At 63.0% G+C, this 19,025-nt stretch carries 13 protein-coding genes; 8 read left to right on the top strand and 5 right to left on the bottom strand.

The window, feature by feature from the left end; translation table 11 throughout:
- Positions 1–195: 195 nt before the first annotated feature.
- Positions 196–5,304: a dermonecrotic toxin domain-containing protein gene (locus tag AD659_RS06150; protein ID WP_053119317.1), complete on the top strand. Its 5,109-nt coding sequence runs from the start codon at positions 196–198 to the stop codon at positions 5,302–5,304.
- A 13-nt stretch (positions 5,305–5,317) separates the two neighbouring features.
- Here AD659_RS06150 and AD659_RS06145 read toward each other — a convergent pair whose 3' ends face one another.
- Positions 5,318–6,256: a class I SAM-dependent methyltransferase gene (locus AD659_RS06145; protein ID WP_053119316.1), complete on the bottom strand. Its 939-nt coding sequence runs from the start codon at positions 6,254–6,256 to the stop codon at positions 5,318–5,320.
- A 129-nt stretch (positions 6,257–6,385) separates the two neighbouring features.
- Complete coding sequence (locus AD659_RS06140) at positions 6,386–7,069, bottom strand: murein L,D-transpeptidase catalytic domain family protein (protein WP_053119968.1); 684 nt, start codon at positions 7,067–7,069, stop codon at positions 6,386–6,388.
- A 162-nt stretch (positions 7,070–7,231) separates the two neighbouring features.
- Here AD659_RS06140 and AD659_RS06135 point away from each other — a divergent pair, with 162 nt between their 5' ends.
- Positions 7,232–8,794 carry a L,D-transpeptidase family protein gene (locus AD659_RS06135; RefSeq protein ID WP_053119314.1) on the top strand — a complete coding sequence of 521 codons (1,563 nt, stop codon included), beginning with the start codon at positions 7,232–7,234 and terminating at the stop codon, positions 8,792–8,794.
- 2 nt (positions 8,795–8,796) lie between these two features.
- Here AD659_RS06135 and AD659_RS06130 read toward each other — a convergent pair whose 3' ends face one another.
- Positions 8,797–9,426, bottom strand: coding sequence for an NAD(P)H-dependent oxidoreductase (locus AD659_RS06130; RefSeq protein WP_053119312.1), 630 nt, complete (start codon positions 9,424–9,426; stop codon positions 8,797–8,799).
- A gap of 82 nt (positions 9,427–9,508) precedes the next feature.
- Here AD659_RS06130 and AD659_RS06125 point away from each other — a divergent pair, with 82 nt between their 5' ends.
- From AD659_RS06125 to AD659_RS06115, 3 genes are all read left to right on the top strand, one after another.
- A complete protein-coding gene (locus AD659_RS06125) occupies positions 9,509–10,132 on the top strand; it encodes a TetR/AcrR family transcriptional regulator (RefSeq protein WP_053119310.1) in 624 nt (207 codons plus the stop codon).
- A 226-nt stretch (positions 10,133–10,358) separates the two neighbouring features.
- Positions 10,359–11,885, top strand: coding sequence for an alpha-amylase family glycosyl hydrolase (locus tag AD659_RS06120; protein WP_053119309.1), 1,527 nt, complete (start codon positions 10,359–10,361; stop codon positions 11,883–11,885).
- Between the two features lie 10 nt (positions 11,886–11,895).
- A complete protein-coding gene (locus AD659_RS06115) occupies positions 11,896–13,503 on the top strand; it encodes an alpha-amylase family protein (RefSeq protein ID WP_053119306.1) in 1,608 nt (535 codons plus the stop codon).
- Here AD659_RS06115 and AD659_RS06110 read toward each other — a convergent pair.
- Together AD659_RS06110 and AD659_RS06105 are read right to left on the bottom strand one after the other, a co-directional pair.
- Positions 13,492–14,475, bottom strand: a complete 984-nt coding sequence (locus AD659_RS06110) for an SDR family oxidoreductase (protein WP_053119303.1) — start codon at positions 14,473–14,475, stop codon at positions 13,492–13,494. The genes AD659_RS06115 and AD659_RS06110 overlap by 12 nt on opposite strands.
- Before the next feature lie 30 nt (positions 14,476–14,505).
- The gene (locus AD659_RS06105; RefSeq protein WP_053119301.1) at positions 14,506–14,919 is read right to left on the bottom strand and encodes a CBS domain-containing protein; all 414 of its coding nucleotides are present in this window, start codon (positions 14,917–14,919) and stop codon (positions 14,506–14,508) included.
- A 548-nt stretch (positions 14,920–15,467) separates the two neighbouring features.
- On the opposite strand from AD659_RS06105, the gene nirB reads away from it, so the two are divergent.
- The 3 genes from nirB to AD659_RS06090 form a co-directional block, all read left to right on the top strand.
- On the top strand, positions 15,468–18,029 hold the full coding sequence (nirB, locus tag AD659_RS06100) for a nitrite reductase large subunit NirB (RefSeq protein ID WP_053119299.1): 2,562 nt from the start codon (positions 15,468–15,470) through the stop codon (positions 18,027–18,029).
- Positions 18,029–18,415, top strand: coding sequence for a nitrite reductase small subunit NirD (gene nirD, locus AD659_RS06095; protein WP_053119297.1), 387 nt, complete (start codon positions 18,029–18,031; stop codon positions 18,413–18,415). The genes nirB and nirD overlap by 1 nt, the downstream gene beginning before the upstream one ends.
- A 173-nt stretch (positions 18,416–18,588) precedes the next feature.
- Positions 18,589–19,025: CBS domain-containing protein (locus AD659_RS06090; protein ID WP_053119295.1), on the top strand; the 437-nt coding region annotated here is incomplete at its 3' end.

The raw sequence follows: 19,025 nt of genomic DNA, 5'->3' as shown, positions 1-19,025 counted from the left end.
GGCCGGAAACCCGCGCAAAGGCTGTCGCCTCAGCCCATCCCCTCGCCACGGAACGACATGCCTGCGCGCCTCGCAACCCCTTGCAACGGTTCGACGGTTTCAAAAGGCGCTGGTTTTCGCGAGCATCGCAGGCGCTTCAGTTCCGTGCACTTCAGCATTCGAATGCTCCATCGACCCCAAGGAAGGAGGTCCATCATGTCTACCCAAGATACTCATGTCGCTTTTATCCAGGCCAGGCTGCCCGCGTGGTTGAAGCGGGCCACACGGGCCCGGCAGGCGCGTTTCAAAGCACTCACCCGACAATTGCAGCGCGACAGTGATGTGCTCAATGCGCTGCTCGTCGATTTGCCGGGCCCTTATGCGTTCACCCTCGATCGGCTCAAGGCCCAGCCGCAGATCCAGGACTGGAGCCGTATGAACGGTGCCGGCACGGTGGCGGACGCGGTGCGTCGGGCCAGGGTCAGGCGAAGCTCCTTCGTCAACGACCCTTCGCTGTCGGTGCTCGAAGCAGCCATGCGCAACTACCCTCCGGCCGACGCGGTCGCCGGTAGCGATTTCGATAACAAGGGCGAGCTTTTCATCCAGGGCCGGCGGGGGGAGTTCCAGCAAGGGGACGCCCAGTCGGACACCGTGACGTTGAACATGACCCCGGCCAGCTTCGCCAGCCTCTGCCGCCGCATGGATGTGGGTGGAGCCTACCGCCACGTGCTCGAACGGAAAATGCCTCGTATTGCCGATGAGGTGCCCGCCATTGCCAAGGCCTACATGGCGTATGCACGCAGCCAGCTTGCCTATGACGCCTACGAAGCCAAGCTGGAAGGGCGTCTGGATGAAACCGGTGAGCGGCTGCTGGCCCATGTAGGCGTTCATCTCGAGGACCGGCCCGTTGCTTCCCTGGCCTGTGAGGTCAAGGCGCTGGAGTTGCTGTCGGCGCCCTTGTTCGGCGTCCGGGTATATTGGGGACTGAAGGGCAACGCCCAAGGCGTTCGCCCGATTGTCTTGCACATGCCCCATGACACCGTGGCGCCCCTCAAGCAGTTCCCCAGCTTACAGGCGCTGTCGGCGGAGCTCACCGAACGGCTGCGCAAACGCCGCTATCGCCAGGGTTTGATGCATTATCTCCCGTTGCGTCTGCAGGCCAGCCTGGGCACGGCGCTGCATGATCAAGTGGAGTGGAGGGTGACGGACAACCTCAATCTCTTCCAGGAAATTCATGCGCGCGTCACCGGTTGGCGCGAGGGCGAGCCGGGCGAGGACGGCAATCATCGACGGATTCGGATACCCACCCCCAAGGTAGCCTGGGACGTGAAAGACCTGCGCGAGGATCATTGGCACGCTTGCTACCACGAATGGCGTGGCCATGCCTTAACCAACGCCTCTGCGCTGATGGTTCCGACCAAGGACCAGGACTGGCGCGCGCTACTGGCTCGACTCGACTACTGGGAGAGCCTTGTCGAGCGTTCGCTGATGGTTGCCGCGACCTTCTTCCCGTTCTGCGCGCCCATCGGCATGACTGCCGCAGTGGTCGGCGGGGTGCGCCTGGTGTACGAAGTTTTCGAAGGCATCCAGGCGTTCAACCAAGGTCACGCGCAGGAAGGCATCGAGCATATCTTCAACGTGCTGTTCGGGATCGCTCAGGGCGCCTACCTGGGGTTCGTCGGTGGATCCGTTGAACCGATGCCAGTGGGCGACGGCACCACCCGCTTGTGGAATGGCGACGTCAGGGCCTTCGAAGCGCAACGCCAGCCCCCCATTGAGGCCGAGCAGGACGCCTGGGGTGTCTGGCGCACCACAGACGAGGCGTGGGTGCGCATCGAGGACCGTTATTTTGAAGTGGAAGGTACACAGGACGCCCTGAACCTGCGCCTGCCGGCCGGGCATCGAGGCGTGAGGCCGCCACTGGAATGGAGTCGCGCCCGCGGCTGGCAGTGGGCCCATCGCAACCCGATGCAGCGCGATAACCTGGCCTTGCTGCGGACCTTTGCCGAGACGCCCGCCGATCTCGACGATAATGCGCTCCTGACCCTGCAGCGGCAGGTCGGCATCAGCGAGGCGCATTTGCGCTACCTGCAAGTCGAGGGGAGGCCGATGCCGGCCATACTGGCCGATGCCTTGGACGAGGCGCGGAACTGGCAATGGCTGAGGCACGCCATTGGGCGCCTGCGCCGCGGTGAAGCACCGGGGGGCAGGCATTTTCGTATCGTCCAGACGCTCGTCCATCTACCAGGATGGCCAGAGGGTTTGACGCTGCGCTACCACGATGGCGTGCGGCTCTACCCGGTGGGTGAGATTGCCGACACACGCTTTGTGCTGCTGAACAAGGCTGACCTGGAACACGACGCCTGGGCGGCACGCATCCTCGGAAGCTTGAGCCTGGACGAGCAGAGCGTGCTGCTGGGGCAACGCAGTTTCGGCCTGCGCCCACTGGAGCGCAGCCGCTTGTTGGCCGGGCGCTGGGCCGGGTACCTGGAGCGTAATGCCACGCGAGTGACGGCGGCCATGGCCCGTCGTGCCGGGCGTGATCCATTGGCCACTGTGCTGACCCGAACGTTCCCCAACTTGCCCGACTCCATCGCCAATGAATTGGTCCATGAAGTGTCAGGTCATGACCGGTTGCGCTTGCTCGAAGGCAAGGTGGCTGAAAACCTCGGCAAGCAGTGCGCCGAAGCTTTGCGCGAGCTGCGCCTGACCCGTGCCCTGCGTGCCCTGGAGCGGGGCGAAAGCACCGTGGACCGCGACCGTATCGTCATGGGGCTGCTAGGCAATGCGCCCAGCTTGCAAGCTCAGGTGCACTTGCGCCTGTGGTTGCGCGAGCTGCACGACCCGATAACGGTGGGGGAGCAAGGCCCCTTGAAAACCATTCGCCAGGAAGGCGAAATGTACCGCCCCTTTGACGAAACCGGCGAAGAACTGGCAGGGGCCATGAGCCTGGAGGAGGCGCTGCTGCGGGCGTTGTCGGACGACGCCCGCCAGGCGCTGGGCTTGAACATCTGGGAGGCCGATGAGCTCCGCTCCCAGTTGCTTGCCCAGGCCCTGGATGACCGGCAAGGTCTGCGTCCGTACCTGTCGATGAAGCGACTGGGCAGCGTCGGGTCTCGGCCGCAATGGTTGAACGGGCATTTGGTGTATCCCCTCAGCGGCCGTGGCAGGCTGCCGCTGCAGGATTGGCGCGGCAGCCTGGAACAACGCCTCGAGCGGCTCTATCCCAGCCATGGCGGAAATAGTCTCGTACAGCTACGGGCGAGCCTGACGGAACAGGCCGAGCGCGAAGGCATCAGCCTGGGCGATCTGGTAGGCCGGTTGGAAAACGAATGGACCGCGTTGGACGATGGGCTGCGCCAGTGGGCGGACCATGAGGGTTTCCACCACCCTAACGAACAGCAGTACGACCGTGAGACCCTGCTTGCGCAACGCAATGGCGTTGCCAGGGAGCTCCGGCGGGCTTGGCGGCGTGCACCTGATCCGGGACGCGAGGGCAGCGAGCAGGCATTGCGCCTGGGTTCTTTCGACATCGGTCGGTTACCACCCATCAATGCACGTTTCGAACATATCCGCTCGTTGATGCTCAGCCATATGGGCCTGAGCGAGGACCCTTCGGACTTTCTCAGGCTGTTCCCCAACATCGATACGTTGAACCTGCCGGGTAATCATCTCACCACGGTCCCGGTGGCCGCAGGCGAGTTACGTTCGCTGGTGGAACTGTCGATGGACAGCAATCCGCTCCATCTTCACGCGAATGCCTTCGCGCCATTGACCGGTGCTGAACCCCCTAGCCAGATATGGACCCTGGGCTTGTCAGGAATCAGTAGCGGCCCGGAAACGGGAGCCAGTGCAGAGCTGATTGCCGCCATCGACAGCCTGGCCGCGTTGCCGGCGCTGCGTGAAGTGGTATGGGCCGAAAACCTGCATTTCACGCCCGAGCAATTGCAGGCACTGACCCGGTTGCCGGACTTGCGGGCGCTGGATCTGTCGCGCTGTGGCCTGCGCCTGGATGAGGAGGGCAGTGCGTTCCTGCGTACCGCGACGGGCCTGGAGGACCTGCGGCTGAGCGAAAACAATTGCAGGGACTTGCCGGACCTGCCGGAGCTGACGAGCCTGTATGAGCTGGAATTGGCCAGGACCGGGCTGGATCGGGTGCCCGCGTTGGCGTTGGCGGTGCTGTCCAGGCACTCATCCGATATGTTCATCCTTGATCTTCGAAGCAACCGCATCAGCAATATCCAGGATGACTTGCTTCCCTCGCTCAACCGCTTGCCAGATCGGGACTCGCTGGGCTTATGGCTCGACGATAATCCATTGCCCAGTGTTCAGATCCAGGCCCTTCGCGCCATCTACCCCGAGTCGTTCCAGTACACCGTCGATGACTGGCTGTACATTTCTCCCAGCCTCCAGAGGGCGTTGGAAGTTGCCCGCGACGATCCCGGGATGCGAAGTTTCATCGACTGGTTCTCGGCCGGCATTCGCAACACCGATGCCCAGACGCCTGTCGGGCTGTCTTTCGGTGATCGCCAGAGAGCGGCCGCGGTCTTGCAGCACTATATCGGCTACCAGAACGCTCACGACCCGCTGCCGATGCTGGTGGGCGATTTCAACCAGCAACTGGGGCAACTGCGCACCCGTCTGCAAGCCCGCATCCTGGACCGGCAGGCGCCGGACCTGGCTGAGTTGGAAATGCACTTCACCTTGTTCGAATCGGTGATGCGTGCGCGCCTCGCGCGAGGCGGCGTGCCCTATGCAAGTTTCCTGGCCGAGCATTACGCCTATTGGAACCATGCATTGACGGAGCGCTACCCTGACCTCGCGCAGCGCCAGGTGCACATGACCCGTGACGCGTTCATTGACTGGCTCAGCGATGCCCAGGACACCTTCAACAGCAACGACCAAACCCCGCGGGTGGGAGAAATGACCTGGCGGCCCTACCTGGGGTTGATGTCCCGCGACTGGTCCGAAGGGCTGGCCTTCTGGGAAACACTGGATGACGATCTGGTGGATGCCTTCAGCGAGCCGGTGAATCCGTCCCGCTGGCCCCAAGTCATGCTGGACAACCTGGCGCAGCCGGACGCCAACCTGCCCAGCCCGTTGGAGTCCGTCACCCAAGGCGACCGGATCGTCTGGCACCGCGTGGGGCTAGAGGCCGTGGCGGATGTGGATTGGGCGACAGGGCAGCCGGTGATGCTTACCGAAGATCAACTGCGGCGGACCATGGCGATCTACCGCTCGGTCAAGAGCCGTGAGGTCGAGGCGCTGGTGCGGCGCATCACCTCGGGGCTGGTCAGCCCGTGGTGGGCACCGGGATCGCTATAACCCGATTTCCGGGCTACGTCGCCTTGAAGACCAGCGCCTTCAGGCCGCATTCCAGGTCGATGTCAGGAAACTCCGGTGGATTGTCCAGGCGCGCCTCGAACACCAGCCCGGGCGCTTCGCGGGTAACACCGTCGATGAGGAAGTCCGGGCCGGTGGCCGGGTCGTTGCTGCACGCCAGGACCGTACCATGGGCGGCCAGCAGTTCCGGCAGGCGACGCAATACCCGCTGGTAATCCTTGGTCAACAGGAAGCTGCCTTTCTGGAAGGTGGGCGGATCGATGATCACCAGGTCGTACGGGCCGCTGTTGATCACCTTGCCCCACGACTTGAACAGGTCGTGGCCGAGGAAGCTCACCTGGCTCAGGTCGTGGCCGTTCAGCCGATGGTTGTCACGGCCGCGACTCAGGGCCGCACGGGACATGTCCAGGTTGACCACATGCTGCGCGCCGCCGGCAATGGCCGCCACCGAGAAGCCGCAGGTATAGGCGAACAGGTTCAGCACCCGTTTGCCATGGGCACTGGCTCGCACCCAGTCGCGACCGTAGCGCATGTCGAGGAACAGGCCGTTGTTCTGCTTCTTGCCCAGGTCGATCCGGTAATGCAGGCCGCCTTCGGTCAGGGTCCATTCGTCAATGGGCTCGCCCACCAGCCATTGGGTGAGACTTTGTGGCAGGTAGCGATGCTGCACGGCGAGTGTATGGGCCTTGCTGTGTTGCCAGGCCGGTGACGACGTCAGCGCCAGCAGTGTCGCGATCAACCCGTCCAGTTGCTCGGGCTCCGGTTCCTTGAACAGCGAGACCAGCACCACCCCTTGCAACCAATCGACCGTGACCTGCTCCAGCCCCGGCCAGCAGCGCCCGCGGCCATGGAACAGGCGGCGGGTTTCTTCCGGCACCGATGCCAGGCCGGTCAGCAAATGGTCGTGAAGGGTTTGAAGGGCTACGCAATTCATTCAGACAACGCCAGGGATTCGAAAGGCCGGCATTTTAACCGCATCCCTGTGGCGAGGGCGACGAGCTCACCCTATTTGGGCTGCTACGCAGCCCAGCGGGAGCAAGCTCCCTCGCCACAGAGGAACTACTTAACTGCCGCTGGTTGCAAGAATACTGGCAACCTGTTGCGGCTTGCAGTTGAGATAGGCCGAACGCTTGAGCCAGCTCGGGTCCGGGTACCAGGAAAACATGAATTGACCGCCCTTGAGCTTGTCGATCACCTGGCGCGCCACTTGCGGGCGTACGGCAGGGCAGCCCTGGCTGCGCCCGATGCGTCCCTGGCGCACGCTCCACAATGGGTTCACGTAGTCGGCGGCATGGATCACGATCGCCCGATCTCGGGCCAGGTCATTGAAGCCCGGCTCCAGGCCGTCCATGCGCAGCGAATAACCGTGGGTGCCCTGATAGCTTTCCTGGGTACGAAACAGGCCCAGGCTGGACTGGTAGCTGCCCAGGCGATTGGAAAATTGCGTCGCGAAGTTTTCCCCGGATTTCTGCCCGTGGGCCACCAGGTCGCGCAAGACCAGCTTTTTCTGACGCAGGTCGAAGATCCACAGGCGCCGGGCCGTGGAGGGTTGCGAGTAATCGATGACCGCCAGGTGACGGGCCTGGCTGGCGCCATTGGCGACCGCGCATTGCATGGCGCTCAAGGCACTTTTCAGCGCCAGGGGATTGAGTTCCGGCGCTGCGTGGGCGAGGCTGTTGTAGAGCGTTTGCGATTTCGCCTTTTTTTCGGCCAGTGCCGGGTTGCAAATGATGCCCAGGCCCAGCATGACCAGGCACAATCGGCGCAAAAAGCCTTGTACAGGCGAAGCGTTTCCAGCGTGGTGTTCGTTAGCGGCATCCCGTCCGATTGTGTTTGTCTGCATGATGGCGGGTCGTACCTGTCGCAAAATTCACCGTCAACGAGACGGCCATGGATTGGAGTAAAGCAGTTGTTCAAAAAGTCCGCATGTTACCTGAGCCTTTTATTGCTCACTGCGCCATTGGTCGCCACAGCCGAGGACAGCGACCCGGCTCTCGTGCAGGCCGCTTTGGCCCAATTGGCGGTCGCGTGCCCGGACGTTGCGGTGGGTGTCGATTTTCCAACGCTGCTCGACTTGCAGGCGTTCTACCAGCAAAACGCAGGCCAGGACGTCTGGTCGGACGACGAACGACGACTGGCGTTGCACGACCAATTGCAACAACTGGCCGATGATGGCCTGGATCCGGCCCGCTACAACCTGCCGGCCGAGGGTTCGTCCCCAGGGGCTCATTGCGCCGACATTGCCATCAGCCAACGTTACTTGCGAGCCTTGCATGACCTGCGTTTCGGTTACCTGCCTCAAGACCGGCTGGAACCGGTATGGAAAGCCAACCCGCCACCGCAGGATCACCAGGCCGTGGTGCTGGCCATCGCCGGACTGGGCTTGCAGAACGTGGCCGATGCCTTCGAGCAGGCCAGGCCGAACCTGGACCTCTATCGCAACCTGCGCAGCCTCTATGCCCGGCTACGGCAACAGCCGTTAGCCGAATGGCAAGCCGTGCCAGGCGGGCCGTTGCTGCAACCGGACAAACAGGACGCTCGCGTACCGGCCCTGGCCCAGCGGCTGTTCAACGAGGGTTACCTGAGTACGCCGCCGCAAGTGAGTGACGAGCACTACAGCCCCATGCTGGTGGACGCCATGAAGAGCTTCCAGGCCCGGCATTCGCTGCAGGCCGATGGTGTGGTCGGGCCGTGGACCGTCACCGAGCTGAACATCAGCCCGGCCATGCGCCGCGAGCAATTGCGCATCAACCTGGAACGCATGCGCTGGCTGGCCCAGGACGTGGAAACCGACAGCGTCCTGGTCAACGTGGCGGCGGCGCAGTTGACGGTTTACCGGGGCGGCGCGCCAGTCTGGCAGACCCGTACCCAGGTGGGCCGGGCGCAACGGCAGACGCCATTGCTCAAATCCCATGTCACTCGGCTGACGCTCAACCCGACCTGGACCATTCCGCCGACCATCATGCGTGAAGATAAACTGCCCGAGATCCGCCGAGATCCAGAGTTCCTCGCCCGCCATAACCTGCGGATCCTCGACAGCGATGGCCTGCCGTTGCTGGCGGAGGACATCGATTGGGAGCACCCGGGCAACCTCATGCTGCGCCAGGATCCGGGCCCGAAGAACCCGTTGGGCAAAATGGCGATCCGCTTTCCCAATCCATTCTCTGTGTACCTGCACGACACACCGAGCCAGGCGTTGTTCAGCAAAGGCCCGCGGGCTTTCAGCTCAGGCTGCGTGCGAATCGAGCAGGTGATGCACCTGCGCGACCTGCTGGTCAGCCCGGCCGAACGGGCGCGCACCGACACCTTGCTGGCCAGCGAGTCGACCCATGAATTCAGGCTGGCCCGGCCTGTGCCGATCCTGCTCGGCTACTGGACAGCACAGGCAGACAGCCAGGGCCAGGCGGTGTACATCCCGGACATCTACGGGCGTGACGCGACGTTGTCGGCCGCCCGTGGTCGCGCACTCTGAGATCAGGCGCATGCAGTAGTAGGCGCATGCGTGGATTCATCGACCGTTGCGAACAACCGTTGGCCGATAGCGCCGGCGGCCTGCAAGTGCACGTGCGGATCGGCGGTTTCCGAGTCGAGCAAGCGCTGGGAACTCACCACTTGGGCGCCGCAATAACCGAAAATGCCATGGTCGATCTGCGTGGTCATTGCCTCGTCGTAGCCATGGCGCTGGAAACTGCCGGCATCGGCACCACCGACTCCCACCAAGTGGACGCGCAAGCGCTGCAGCTTCTGGACAAACGGCTTGTCGAGGCTGAAATCGAACGCCCAGCCATTGGAAAATACCCGGTCGATCCAGCCTTTGAGCAACGCTGGCATGGACCACCAGTAAATCGGATAGACCAATACCAGCGTGTCGGCCCGGTCGATCCTGGCTTGTTCGGCCAGCACATCGGCAGGCGGCAGGGCTTCGCGGTGGTGCACCGCATGGTCGGCAAAGCCGAAGCGCGGATCGAACCCTTCAGCGGCGAGGTCGGCGATTTCGAACGTATCGGCGGGGTTGGCGCGGGTGATGCCCTCGGCGATTTTCCCGGCCAGGCTATGGGTGAGGGAGCGCGGATCGTGGTGAGCCACAACGATGAGTGCATGCATGGCGAAACTCCTTCTGGTCATGAGGTCTTGAAGACAGGTATGCTTAAGTTACGCTTAGTAAGTTACGGTTGGTAAAGTTAGCATGTCAAGCATCGATGAACATTCGCCGCCTTCACCTCGTCGTCGTTTGTCCCGGCAGGACCGGCAGCGCCAATTGCTGGAGGTCGCCTGGCGCCTGGTGCGCGAGGAGGGCAGCGACGCCCTGACGTTGGCCCGGCTGGCGGACCAGGCGGGGGTGACCAAGCCCATCGTCTACGATCATTTCATCACCCGATCCGGGCTGTTGGCGGCGCTTTACCAGGATTTCGACGCCCGTCAGACGGCGCTGATGGACGCAGCCCTGGAGACCAGCGACGCCACTCTGCAAAGCCGGGCAGCGGTGATCGCTTCTTCCTACGTCGAGTGTGTGCTGCTGCAAGGCCGGGAGATTCCCGGGGTGATCGCGGCCTTGACCAGCTCGCCGGAGCTTGCGCGCATCAAGGGCGAATACGAGGGGATTTTCCTCGACAAGTGCCGCGCGGTGCTGGAGCCGTTCGCTGGCACCAAGGGCATCACCCAGGCCGGTTTGCGGGCGATGCTGGGGGCGGCCGAGGCACTGTCCAACGCCGCTGCTAGCGGGGAAATCAGCGCTGACGAGGCGAAGGACGAGCTGCTGGTCAGCATTGTTGCGATGGTGGCCAGGTCCGTCGACACCTCTTCAAGCTGAGCCACCGCTATCGCGAGCAAGCTCGCTCCCACAGGGAATCCAGGTGGACACAGGCATTTGTGTTTACTGAAATCCAAATGTGGGAGCTTGCTCGCGATGGCGGCCCCCTCAAGAAAAAACGAACCCCGAACGCTTTATCCGGTTCTTAATCTATGTCCCGTGATAAAGGGGACATCCGGCGGGGCTGCGGTCTTGCCCACCAAACACTGCGATCAAAGGAGGCGACATGCCCAACTCCTTCCCTTCGCCCTGGTGGAAGAACGCTGTGATCTACCAGGTCTATCCGCGTTCCTTTGCCGATGCCAACGGCGACGGCATCGGCGATCTTTCCGGCTTGACCGCACGCCTGGATCATCTGCAACACCTGGGCGTCGATGCATTGTGGTTGTCCCCGGTCTTTCGTTCGCCCATGTGTGACGCGGGCTATGACATCTGCGACTACACCGATGTCGACCCGCTGTTCGGCACGCTGGCTCACCTGGATGAGTTGATCGCCCAGGCCCACGGGCGAGGCCTGAAGGTGTTGCTGGATTTCGTGCCCAACCACACCTCCGACCAGCATCCCTGGTTCATCGAATCGCGTTCGAGCCGCGACAACCCCAAGCGCGACTGGTACATCTGGCGCGACCAGCCGAACAACTGGCGTGCCTCGATCGATGGCGGCAGCGCCTGGACCTGGGACGAAACCAGCCAGCAGTACTACCTGCATTTTTTCCTGCCGCAGCAGCCGGACCTCAATTGGCACAACCCCGAAGTCGTGACGGCCATGCACCAGGTGCTGCATTTCTGGCTACAGCGAGGCGTGGACGGGTTTCGTGTCGATGTGGTGCATTGCGTCGGCAAGGACCCGAGCTTCGCCGATGATCCGCGCTGCATGGCCGGCGAAACCATGGTCAAGATCAACGACCAGCCGTACAGCCACGAAGTGATGCGCGGCTTGCGCCGGCTGGTGGACAGCTATCCCGGCGAGCGGGTGTTGATCGGTGAGGTGAACATTCGCTCCACGGCCCAAGTGGCGGCCTATTACGGAGCCAGTGACGAGTTGCACATGTCATTCAACTTTCCACCGCTGGACGCTCCGTGGGACCCGGTGGTGTTCCGCATGTGCATACGCGAGGTGGAGAACGACCTCGGCCCCTTGCTGGCCTGGCCAACCTGGGTGCTGTCCAATCACGACAATAGTCGTCACCGCAGCCGCTACGGCGGTTCGCTGCGTCGAGCCCAGGCCGCCGCGGTCCTGCTGCTGACGTTGCGCGGCACGCCGTTTATCTATCAAGGCGAAGAACTGGGCCTGGAGGACACCGTGGTCACGGCCCAGACCCGCGTAGACCCGGGTGGACGGGATGGTAGCCGGGCGCCGTTGCCCTGGGCCGTCCAGGCGCCCCATGGCTGGGCCGGCGCGGCACCGTGGTTGCCTTTTGCGCCGGATGCCGACGCGTTGGCCGTCGAGGTACAGGAGGGGGCTGCCGATTCCACCCTGGGGCTGTATCGACGATTGCTGGCCTGTCGTCGTCGCAGCCTTGCATTGCGCCTGGGCGCCTGGGAGGAATTGCCATCGCATCCGCAAGTGCTGGCCTACCGTCGTCATTGCGACGGCGATGAGCGGCTGGTCTGCATCAACTTCGCCGACAGCGAACATACGTTCCCCCTGGCCGAGGCCTGGCAGGTGGAAATCGCCAGCAACGGGGGGGACGAAGGTCAAGTGTTCAGTGGCCGACTGGCCGCCGAGCAGGCAGTGATCCTGTGTCGATGAGGAGTGACCGATGAAAGCCAACTGGCACCGAAACACCCTGATTTACCAAATCGATCCGTCCTTGTTTTCCGACAGCAATGGCGATGGTCGCGGCGACCTCAAGGGCATCATTCAGCGCTTGGATTATTTGCAGGCACTGGGTGTCGGCGCTCTCTGGCTGATGCCGCTGTATCGCTCGCCATTCAAGGACGCCGGTTATGACGTCAGTGACTTCATGGCCCTGGACCCGCGCTTCGGCAGTGAAGAGGACCTGCGCCAGTTGGTTGTTCAGGCCGGGGAGCGTGGCATGCGCGTCATCCTCGAGCTGGTGGCGCAGCACACCAGCGACCAGCACCCCTGGTTCCAGCGGGCACGGCGGGACAAGGACAGCGTCTATCGGGATTATTACGTGTGGTCCGACACCCCGGTGGACGATGGCAACCAACCGATCTTTCCGTCAGTGGAAGACAGCATCTGGCACTGGGACGAACAGGCCGGGCAGTACTACCGGCATCTGTTTTATCGTCATGAACCGGACCTCAACCTGGCGAACCCGCGAGTCGTCGAGGAGATCGAGCGCATCATGGTCCACTGGCTCGAACTCGGCATCGCCGGTTTTCGCCTGGATGCCGCTTCGCACCTGGTGGAACAGGCCGGTGGTGAAGATGAGGAGAAGGGCGTCTGGGTCTTGGAAAGGTTTTTCAAGTGCATGACGCAGATCAATCCCGAAGGCGTGTTGCTGGGGGAGGTGGACGTCGAACCGGAGCGCTACAGCCATTACTTCGGGAATGGTGAGCGCCTGGGGTTGGTGCTGGATTTCTGGGTGAACAACCATGTCTTCCTGGCGCTGGCACGAGGTGAAGCCGAACCCTTGCGGCGTGCCATCACCCAGCGTCCCGCACCGCCGGATGGCGCCAACTATGCGGTGTGGCTGCGCAACCATGACGAACTCGACCTGGAGCGCTTGAGTGAGGAGGAGCGCGAGGAAGTGATGCAAGTCTTCGCCCCGGAGCCGGACATGCGCCTGTATGGCCGGGGCATTCGCCGACGCCTGGCGCCGATGCTCGCGGGTGACGTGCGCCACCAGGCGCTGGCCCAGGCGCTGTTGCTGTCGCTGCCGGGTGCGCCCATCGTGCGTTACGGTGAGGAAATCGGCATGGGCGACGACTTGTCCCGTCCCGAGCGGCTCTCGGTGCGCACGCCGATGCAGTGGAATACCCAGGCCAATGCCGGCTTTTCCTCGGCCAGCCACCTGACCGCACCGCTGATCGATGAAGGCCCCTTCGCCTACACGCAGGTGAACGTCGAGGACCAACTGAATGCCCCTGAATCGTTGTTGGGCCGGGTGCGGCCACTGCTGTTGGCCCGTGCTGGCCTGCCCGAAGTAGGCGACGGCGAAGCCCGGCTGCTGACGGTCAATCATCCGGCGGTCTTCGCCGTGGCCCATGTCGGCGAGGCTACCTCGGTGATGGCGGCCAACTTGAGCAACGACACGCTGACCGTGAAGCTGGACGGCATGGACCTGCAAGGCTTCAAGGAAATTATCTCGGATAGCCAATACCCGGCCGCGAACGATCGGCAGCTGACTTTGAATGGCTATGGCTATCGTTGGTGGCGCCGCACCGGATCAGAACAATAGCAACACCACAGCCAGCACCCCACCGGTAGCCAGCAACAGCGCCGACACCTGGGTGGAACTGAGGGCCAGCGCCGAATCCCGCGAGCGACCGGTGAAGCGTCCGCGGGTGCGGTGCGAGGGCTCCTGCGATTCAAACAGATTGTCTGGCCGTTGGCTGCTATCGTCCTCGTGGGTCATTTGCCCTGTATAGGCGTTGCGGGCCAGCAGGCGATCGAGCAGGCCCGGCATCAGGCAGGTGCCGACGATGGCCTTCACTGAGGCGGTGCCCAGCCACAATTCCCGGGGCGTGCGCTTGACCACGCTGAAAATCGCCCGGGCGGCGACGTCCGGGTCATGAATCGGCGGCACTGGCTGTACGCGCTTGCTCAACTTGTTGCGCGCCCAATCGAACTGCGGTGTGTTGATCGCCGGCAGTTGCACCATGCACACCCGGATGTCGCTGTGGTCGTGGAGCAGTTCGCAGCGCAGTGAATCGGTGAAGCCGCGCACCGCGAATTTGGCCGCGCAATACGCCGCTTGCAGCGGAATGGCACGGTAGGCCAGCGCGGAACCGACCTGGATGATCACCCCGCGATTACGCCGGGCCATAAGGTCCAGCGCCGCGAGGGTGCCATGCACAGTGCCCAGGTAGGTCACGTCCGTGACCCGGTGGATTTCTTCGGCACTCAGTTGGCGAATGGGAGAAAACACCGTGACCATCGCGCAATTGACCCAGACGTCGATTGGCCCGAGTTCTCGCTCCATTCGCTGTGCCGCGTCGGCTACCGCCTCGGCATCGGCCACGTCGACGCTGTTCGTCAGGCAGATCGCCCCCAATTGCGTCAGTTCTTCTGCCGTGGCCGCCAACGCTTGTTCGCCCCGGGCCAGCAGGCCGACCCGGTAGCCGGCGACAGCAAACCGATGCGCCGTCGCACGACCAACGCCGGCGGTGGAGCCACAGATCACCACGACAGGTGGGGGTTGCTCATCCATTGCGCTCGCTCCGCCGCTCCTTGGGATGGATCAGTGTGGCCGTGCGACGCCGCGCAGCAGGTTGGCGCTGAGTTTGTCGGCATTGCAGCTGGCGACATTGGCCAGCGAGACCATGCCCACCAGGCGTTTGTCGCGATTGACCACGGGCAGGCGGCGTTTTTCGATCTGGGCCATGTTCTTGGCCACATGGTCGATCTCTTCATCGTCGAAGCAGTAGCGCACCTCATCGCTCATGATCCGACTGACCGGCGTGTCCAGGTCCATGCCGTCGGCCATGGCCCGGACCACCAGGTCGCGGTCGGTGATCATCCCGGCCATGCGGTCATCCTGATTGATGATCAAGGCGCCGATGTCGGCCTGGCGCATGATTTGCGCAACTTCGCTCAGGGGGGTATCGGGGGAGATCGTGCGTACTTCCCGACTCATGATTTCATTGATTTTCATCGTTGAATCTCCTTTCTCTCGGGTTTGACAGCAAGCCACGGCCCGGTGCCGAAATTCATCTCTACGGTGCCGGACGGGCTCCTCACTTATTGTGAAAATCCGGGCTGGCGATGGTTCAGGATTTTTGCTGGCGGGTTTGAAAGGCTGCACTTTTATGAAGCCGCAGGTGGGGTGATCGCACCATCGCAAGGCAGTTGGCGGCGCTGGCGTTCGCGGGTTGGCTGGCGGTGACTGAGCTGGCGTCTTCGCGGGCAAGCCCGCTCCCACAGGGGGTTGTGGGTGAATGGAAGAGTGTGGACAGGGTTGTGCAGGAGGTTTGGCACGCTCGCTGCAAGAGGCTATCCAGGCCCGCCGCGAACATAGTCGAGTGGGCAGCCCCGTCGGTCAACGAAGATCGAGTGCCAGCAGGCCGGGGGGATAACGGTAGGTCAGGGCGCAGTCGCCGGACCGATACCGCACAGAACAGGCAAAGACGCCTGGAACCGCAAGGTTTCAGGCGTCTTTTTTTTGCTTTCAAAATCGTGATGGGCTTTTGTCGGGTGCTTTTTATGAATTCCAACGTTGCTTCTCTGAACAAGCTGCAAACGCTGATCGTGATCGGCAATGGCATGGTCGGCCATCACTGCGTCGAGCAACTGATCGAGCGCGGTGCCCTCAATCATTACCGCGTGCACGTGTTCAGCGAAGAGCCGATGCGTGCCTACGACCGCGTGCACCTGTCCGAGTATTTCTCCGGGCGTGATGCCGAGTCCCTGGCCTTGGGTGAAGCGTCGTTGTACCAGACCCCCGGCGTCACGTTGCACTTGGGCGTACCGGTGCTGGAAATCGACCGCCAGGCGCGTGAAGTCGTGACTGCCCGTGAGCGCGTCAGCTATGACAAGTTGGTGCTTGCCACCGGCTCCTACCCGTTCGTGCCACCGATCCAGGGCGCTGAAGGCGATTCGTGCCTGGTCTACCGCACCCTCGAAGACCTCGATGCCATCCGCGCCGCTGCCAGCAATGCCCGTCGTGGCGTGGTGGTCGGTGGTGGCCTGCTGGGCCTGGAGGCGGCCAACGCCCTCAAGACCCTGGGCCTGGAAGCCCATGTGGTGGAATTCGCCCCACGGCTGATGCCGGTGCAGTTGGATCCGCAGGGCGGCTTGGCCCTCAAGGCGCGCATCGAAAGCCTGGGCGTCGGCGTGCACCTGTCCAAGGGCACCCAGTCCATCAGCGCCGGTGAGCAGTACCGTTATCGAATGAATTTCGGCGACGACGATTTCCTGGAAACCGACCTCATCGTGTTCTCCGCCGGTATCCGCGCCCAGGATGCCCTGGCTCGCCAGAGCGACCTGCAGATCGGCCCACGCGGTGGCGTGGTAATCGACGACCATTGCCAGAGCAGCGATCCGGACATCTACGCCATCGGCGAATGCGCGGCCTGGAATGGCAGCATTTTCGGCCTGGTTGCCCCGGGCTACCAGATGGCCCGCAACGTCGCCGCCCGGTTGTGCGGCGAAAGCTCGGAGGCCTTCACCGGCGCCGACATGTCCACCAAGCTCAAGTTGCTGGGTGTGGATGTTGGCTCCATCGGCGATGCCCATGGCAACACCCCGGGTTCGCGCAGTTTCCAATTCATCGACGAAACCAGTGCCAGCTACCGGCGGCTGGTGGTGGACGCCGACGGCAAGCACGTGATCGGCGCAGTGCTGGTGGGTGACAACAGCTACTACGACACCTTGCTGCAATACATGCAGAACGGCATCGCCTTGCCCAAGGATGCCGCCAGCCTGATCCTGCCATCGTCCGAGGGCGCTCCGACGCTGGGCCCGGCGGCGCTGCCCGAAACCGCCACCATCTGCTCGTGCCACAACGTCACCAAGGGCTCGATCTGCTCGGCCATCGACGGTGGCTGCACCGATCTCGGCCAGCTCAAGTGCGACACCAAGGCCGGTACCGGTTGCGGTGGTTGCGCGGCCCTGGTCAAGCAGGTGTTCGAGCATGAACTGACTGCCCGCGGCGTCAGCGTCGACAAGAGCCTGTGCGAACACTTCGCCTACACCCGCCAGGAGTTGTACGCGCTGGTGCGGGTGGAAGGCATCATCAGTTTCGAAGAACTGTTGGCCAAGCACGGCCGTGGTCACACCGGCTGCGACCTGTGCAAGCCGGCGGTGGGCTCGATCCTGGCGTCGTGCTGGAACCAGCCGATCATGGATTCGTCACTGGTGCCGTTGCAGGACACCAACGACACCTTCATGGCGAACATGCAGAAAAACGGCACCTACTCGGTGGTGCCGCGGATTGCCGGTGGGGAAATCACCGCCGACAAACTGATCGCCATCGGCGTGGTCGCCAAGAAATACGACCTCTACACCAAGATCACCGGCGGCCAGCGTATCGACCTGTTCGGCGCCCAATTGCACCAGTTGCCGGACATCTGGGCCGAACTGATCGAAGCCGGTTTCGAAACCGGCCATGCCTACGGCAAATCCACGCGCACGGTGAAATCCTGCGTGGGCAGCACCTGGTGCCGCTATGGCGTGCAAGACAGCGTGCAGATGGCCTTGACCATTGAGGATCGCTACAAAGGGCTGCGCTCGCCGCACAAGCTCAAGTTCGCGGTGTCCGGTTGCACCCGCGAGTGCGCCGAGGCCCAGAGCAAGGACGTCGGCGTGATCGCCACCGAGAAGGGCTGGAACCTCTACGTGGCCGGCAACGGCGGCATGCGTCCGCGTCACGCCGAGCTGTTCGCCACCGACCTGGATGACGCCACGCTGATCCGTTACATCGACCGTTTCCTGATGTTCTACATCCGCACCGCCGACAAACTGCAACGGACCTCGGTCTGGCGCGAAAGCCTGGAAGGCGGCCTGGACTACCTCAAGGATGTGATCATTCACGACAGCCTGGGGCTGGGCGCCGAGCTCGAAGCGCAGATGCAACTGGTGGTCGACCGCTACGAATGCGAATGGGCCAATGCCTTGAAGGACCCGGAAAAGCTCAAGCGTTTCCGCACCTTCGTCAACGACAAGCGTGGCGATCCGGACGTTCACTTCGTCCGCGAGCGTGGCCAGCGCCGGCCGGTGCACGCCCATGAACTTCACCTGATTCCCGTCACCGAGGAGGTGCTCTGATGAGCCAGTCAAACGTCGTTCGTATTCCCGTCCGCGATGTCGCCCAGCAACCCTTGCAATGGCGTGCCCTGTGCAGCCGCGACGACCTGGTGCCCAACTCCGGCGTGGTCGCCTGGCACGACGGCAGCCAAGTGGCGTTGCTGTACCTGCCGGAACATGCGGACAAGCCGCTGTACGCCATCGACAACCGCGACCCCAAGTCCGGTGCGAACGTCATCGGCCGCGGCTTGCTGGGCAGCATCAAGGGTGACTTGGTGATTGCCTCGCCGATGTACAAACAGCATTTTCGCCTGGAAGACGGCCATTGCCTGGAGTACCCGGAGCAAAGCCTGCGGGTGTGGCCGGTGCGGCTCAATGGCGATGTGGTGGAGATTGGCGAAGACTGATCCGCACAAGCGCTGCGTTTGTGGTGCTTTTGTGGTGCTTTTGTGGCGAGGGAGCTTGCTCCCGCTGGCCCGCGCAGCGGTCCTGAAATCCTGCGGTCGCTGCGCAACCGAGCGGGAGCAAGCTCCCTCGCCACAGCAGCGGGTCAGATTTTATCGAAAATTGGGGATGAACAATGAAAACCGCCGCCCAACTGGTGAGACTCAAGAGTGTGCAGAACCAGCAGGTGCACAGCATCGCCCCCGAGCAGACGGTGCTCGAAGCCCTGCAAATCATGGCCGAAAAAAATGTCGGTGCATTGCCGGTGATCGAGGACGGCCAGGTGGTGGGCGTATTCAGCGAGCGGGACTACGCGCGCAAGATGGTGCTCAAGGGCCGCTCATCGGTGGGCACGACCGTGCGTACCATCATGAGCGCCCCGGTGGTCACCGCCGACAGCCAGCAGAGCATCGACCGCTGCATGGAAGTCATGACCGACAGCCACTTGCGGCACTTGCCGGTGCTGGATAACGGGCAGTTGATCGGCCTGTTGTCCATTGGTGACCTGGTGAAAGAGGCGATTGTCGAGCAGACGGACTTGATCCGGCAGCTAGAGCACTACATCCGCGGGCA

The sequence above is a fragment of the Pseudomonas thivervalensis genome, from assembly GCF_001269655.1.
GTDB lineage: Bacteria > Pseudomonadota > Gammaproteobacteria > Pseudomonadales > Pseudomonadaceae > Aquipseudomonas > Aquipseudomonas thivervalensis.
Note: the sequence above shows the minus strand (reverse complement) of the source record. Positions and strands in the feature narration are given on the sequence as shown.

Excerpts from the sequence above, each read along its gene's own strand:
- AD659_RS06130 (WP_053119312.1), bottom strand. The coding sequence starts at position 9,426 with ATGCATGCACTCATCGTTGTGGCTCACCACGATCCGCGCTCCCTCACC.
- nirD (WP_053119297.1), top strand. The coding sequence starts at position 18,029 with ATGAGCCAGTCAAACGTCGTTCGTATTCCCGTCCGCGATGTCGCCCAG.
- AD659_RS06140 (WP_053119968.1), bottom strand. The coding sequence starts at position 7,069 with ATGCTGGGCCTGGGCATCATTTGCAACCCGGCACTGGCCGAAAAAAAG.
- AD659_RS06150 (WP_053119317.1), top strand. The coding sequence starts at position 196 with ATGTCTACCCAAGATACTCATGTCGCTTTTATCCAGGCCAGGCTGCCC.
- AD659_RS06125 (WP_053119310.1), top strand. The coding sequence starts at position 9,509 with ATGTCAAGCATCGATGAACATTCGCCGCCTTCACCTCGTCGTCGTTTG.
- AD659_RS06120 (WP_053119309.1), top strand. The coding sequence starts at position 10,359 with ATGCCCAACTCCTTCCCTTCGCCCTGGTGGAAGAACGCTGTGATCTAC.
- AD659_RS06110 (WP_053119303.1), bottom strand. The coding sequence starts at position 14,475 with ATGGATGAGCAACCCCCACCTGTCGTGGTGATCTGTGGCTCCACCGCC.
- AD659_RS06105 (WP_053119301.1), bottom strand. The coding sequence starts at position 14,919 with ATGAAAATCAATGAAATCATGAGTCGGGAAGTACGCACGATCTCCCCC.
- nirB (WP_053119299.1), top strand. The coding sequence starts at position 15,468 with ATGAATTCCAACGTTGCTTCTCTGAACAAGCTGCAAACGCTGATCGTG.
- AD659_RS06115 (WP_053119306.1), top strand. The coding sequence starts at position 11,896 with ATGAAAGCCAACTGGCACCGAAACACCCTGATTTACCAAATCGATCCG.
- AD659_RS06145 (WP_053119316.1), bottom strand. The coding sequence starts at position 6,256 with ATGAATTGCGTAGCCCTTCAAACCCTTCACGACCATTTGCTGACCGGC.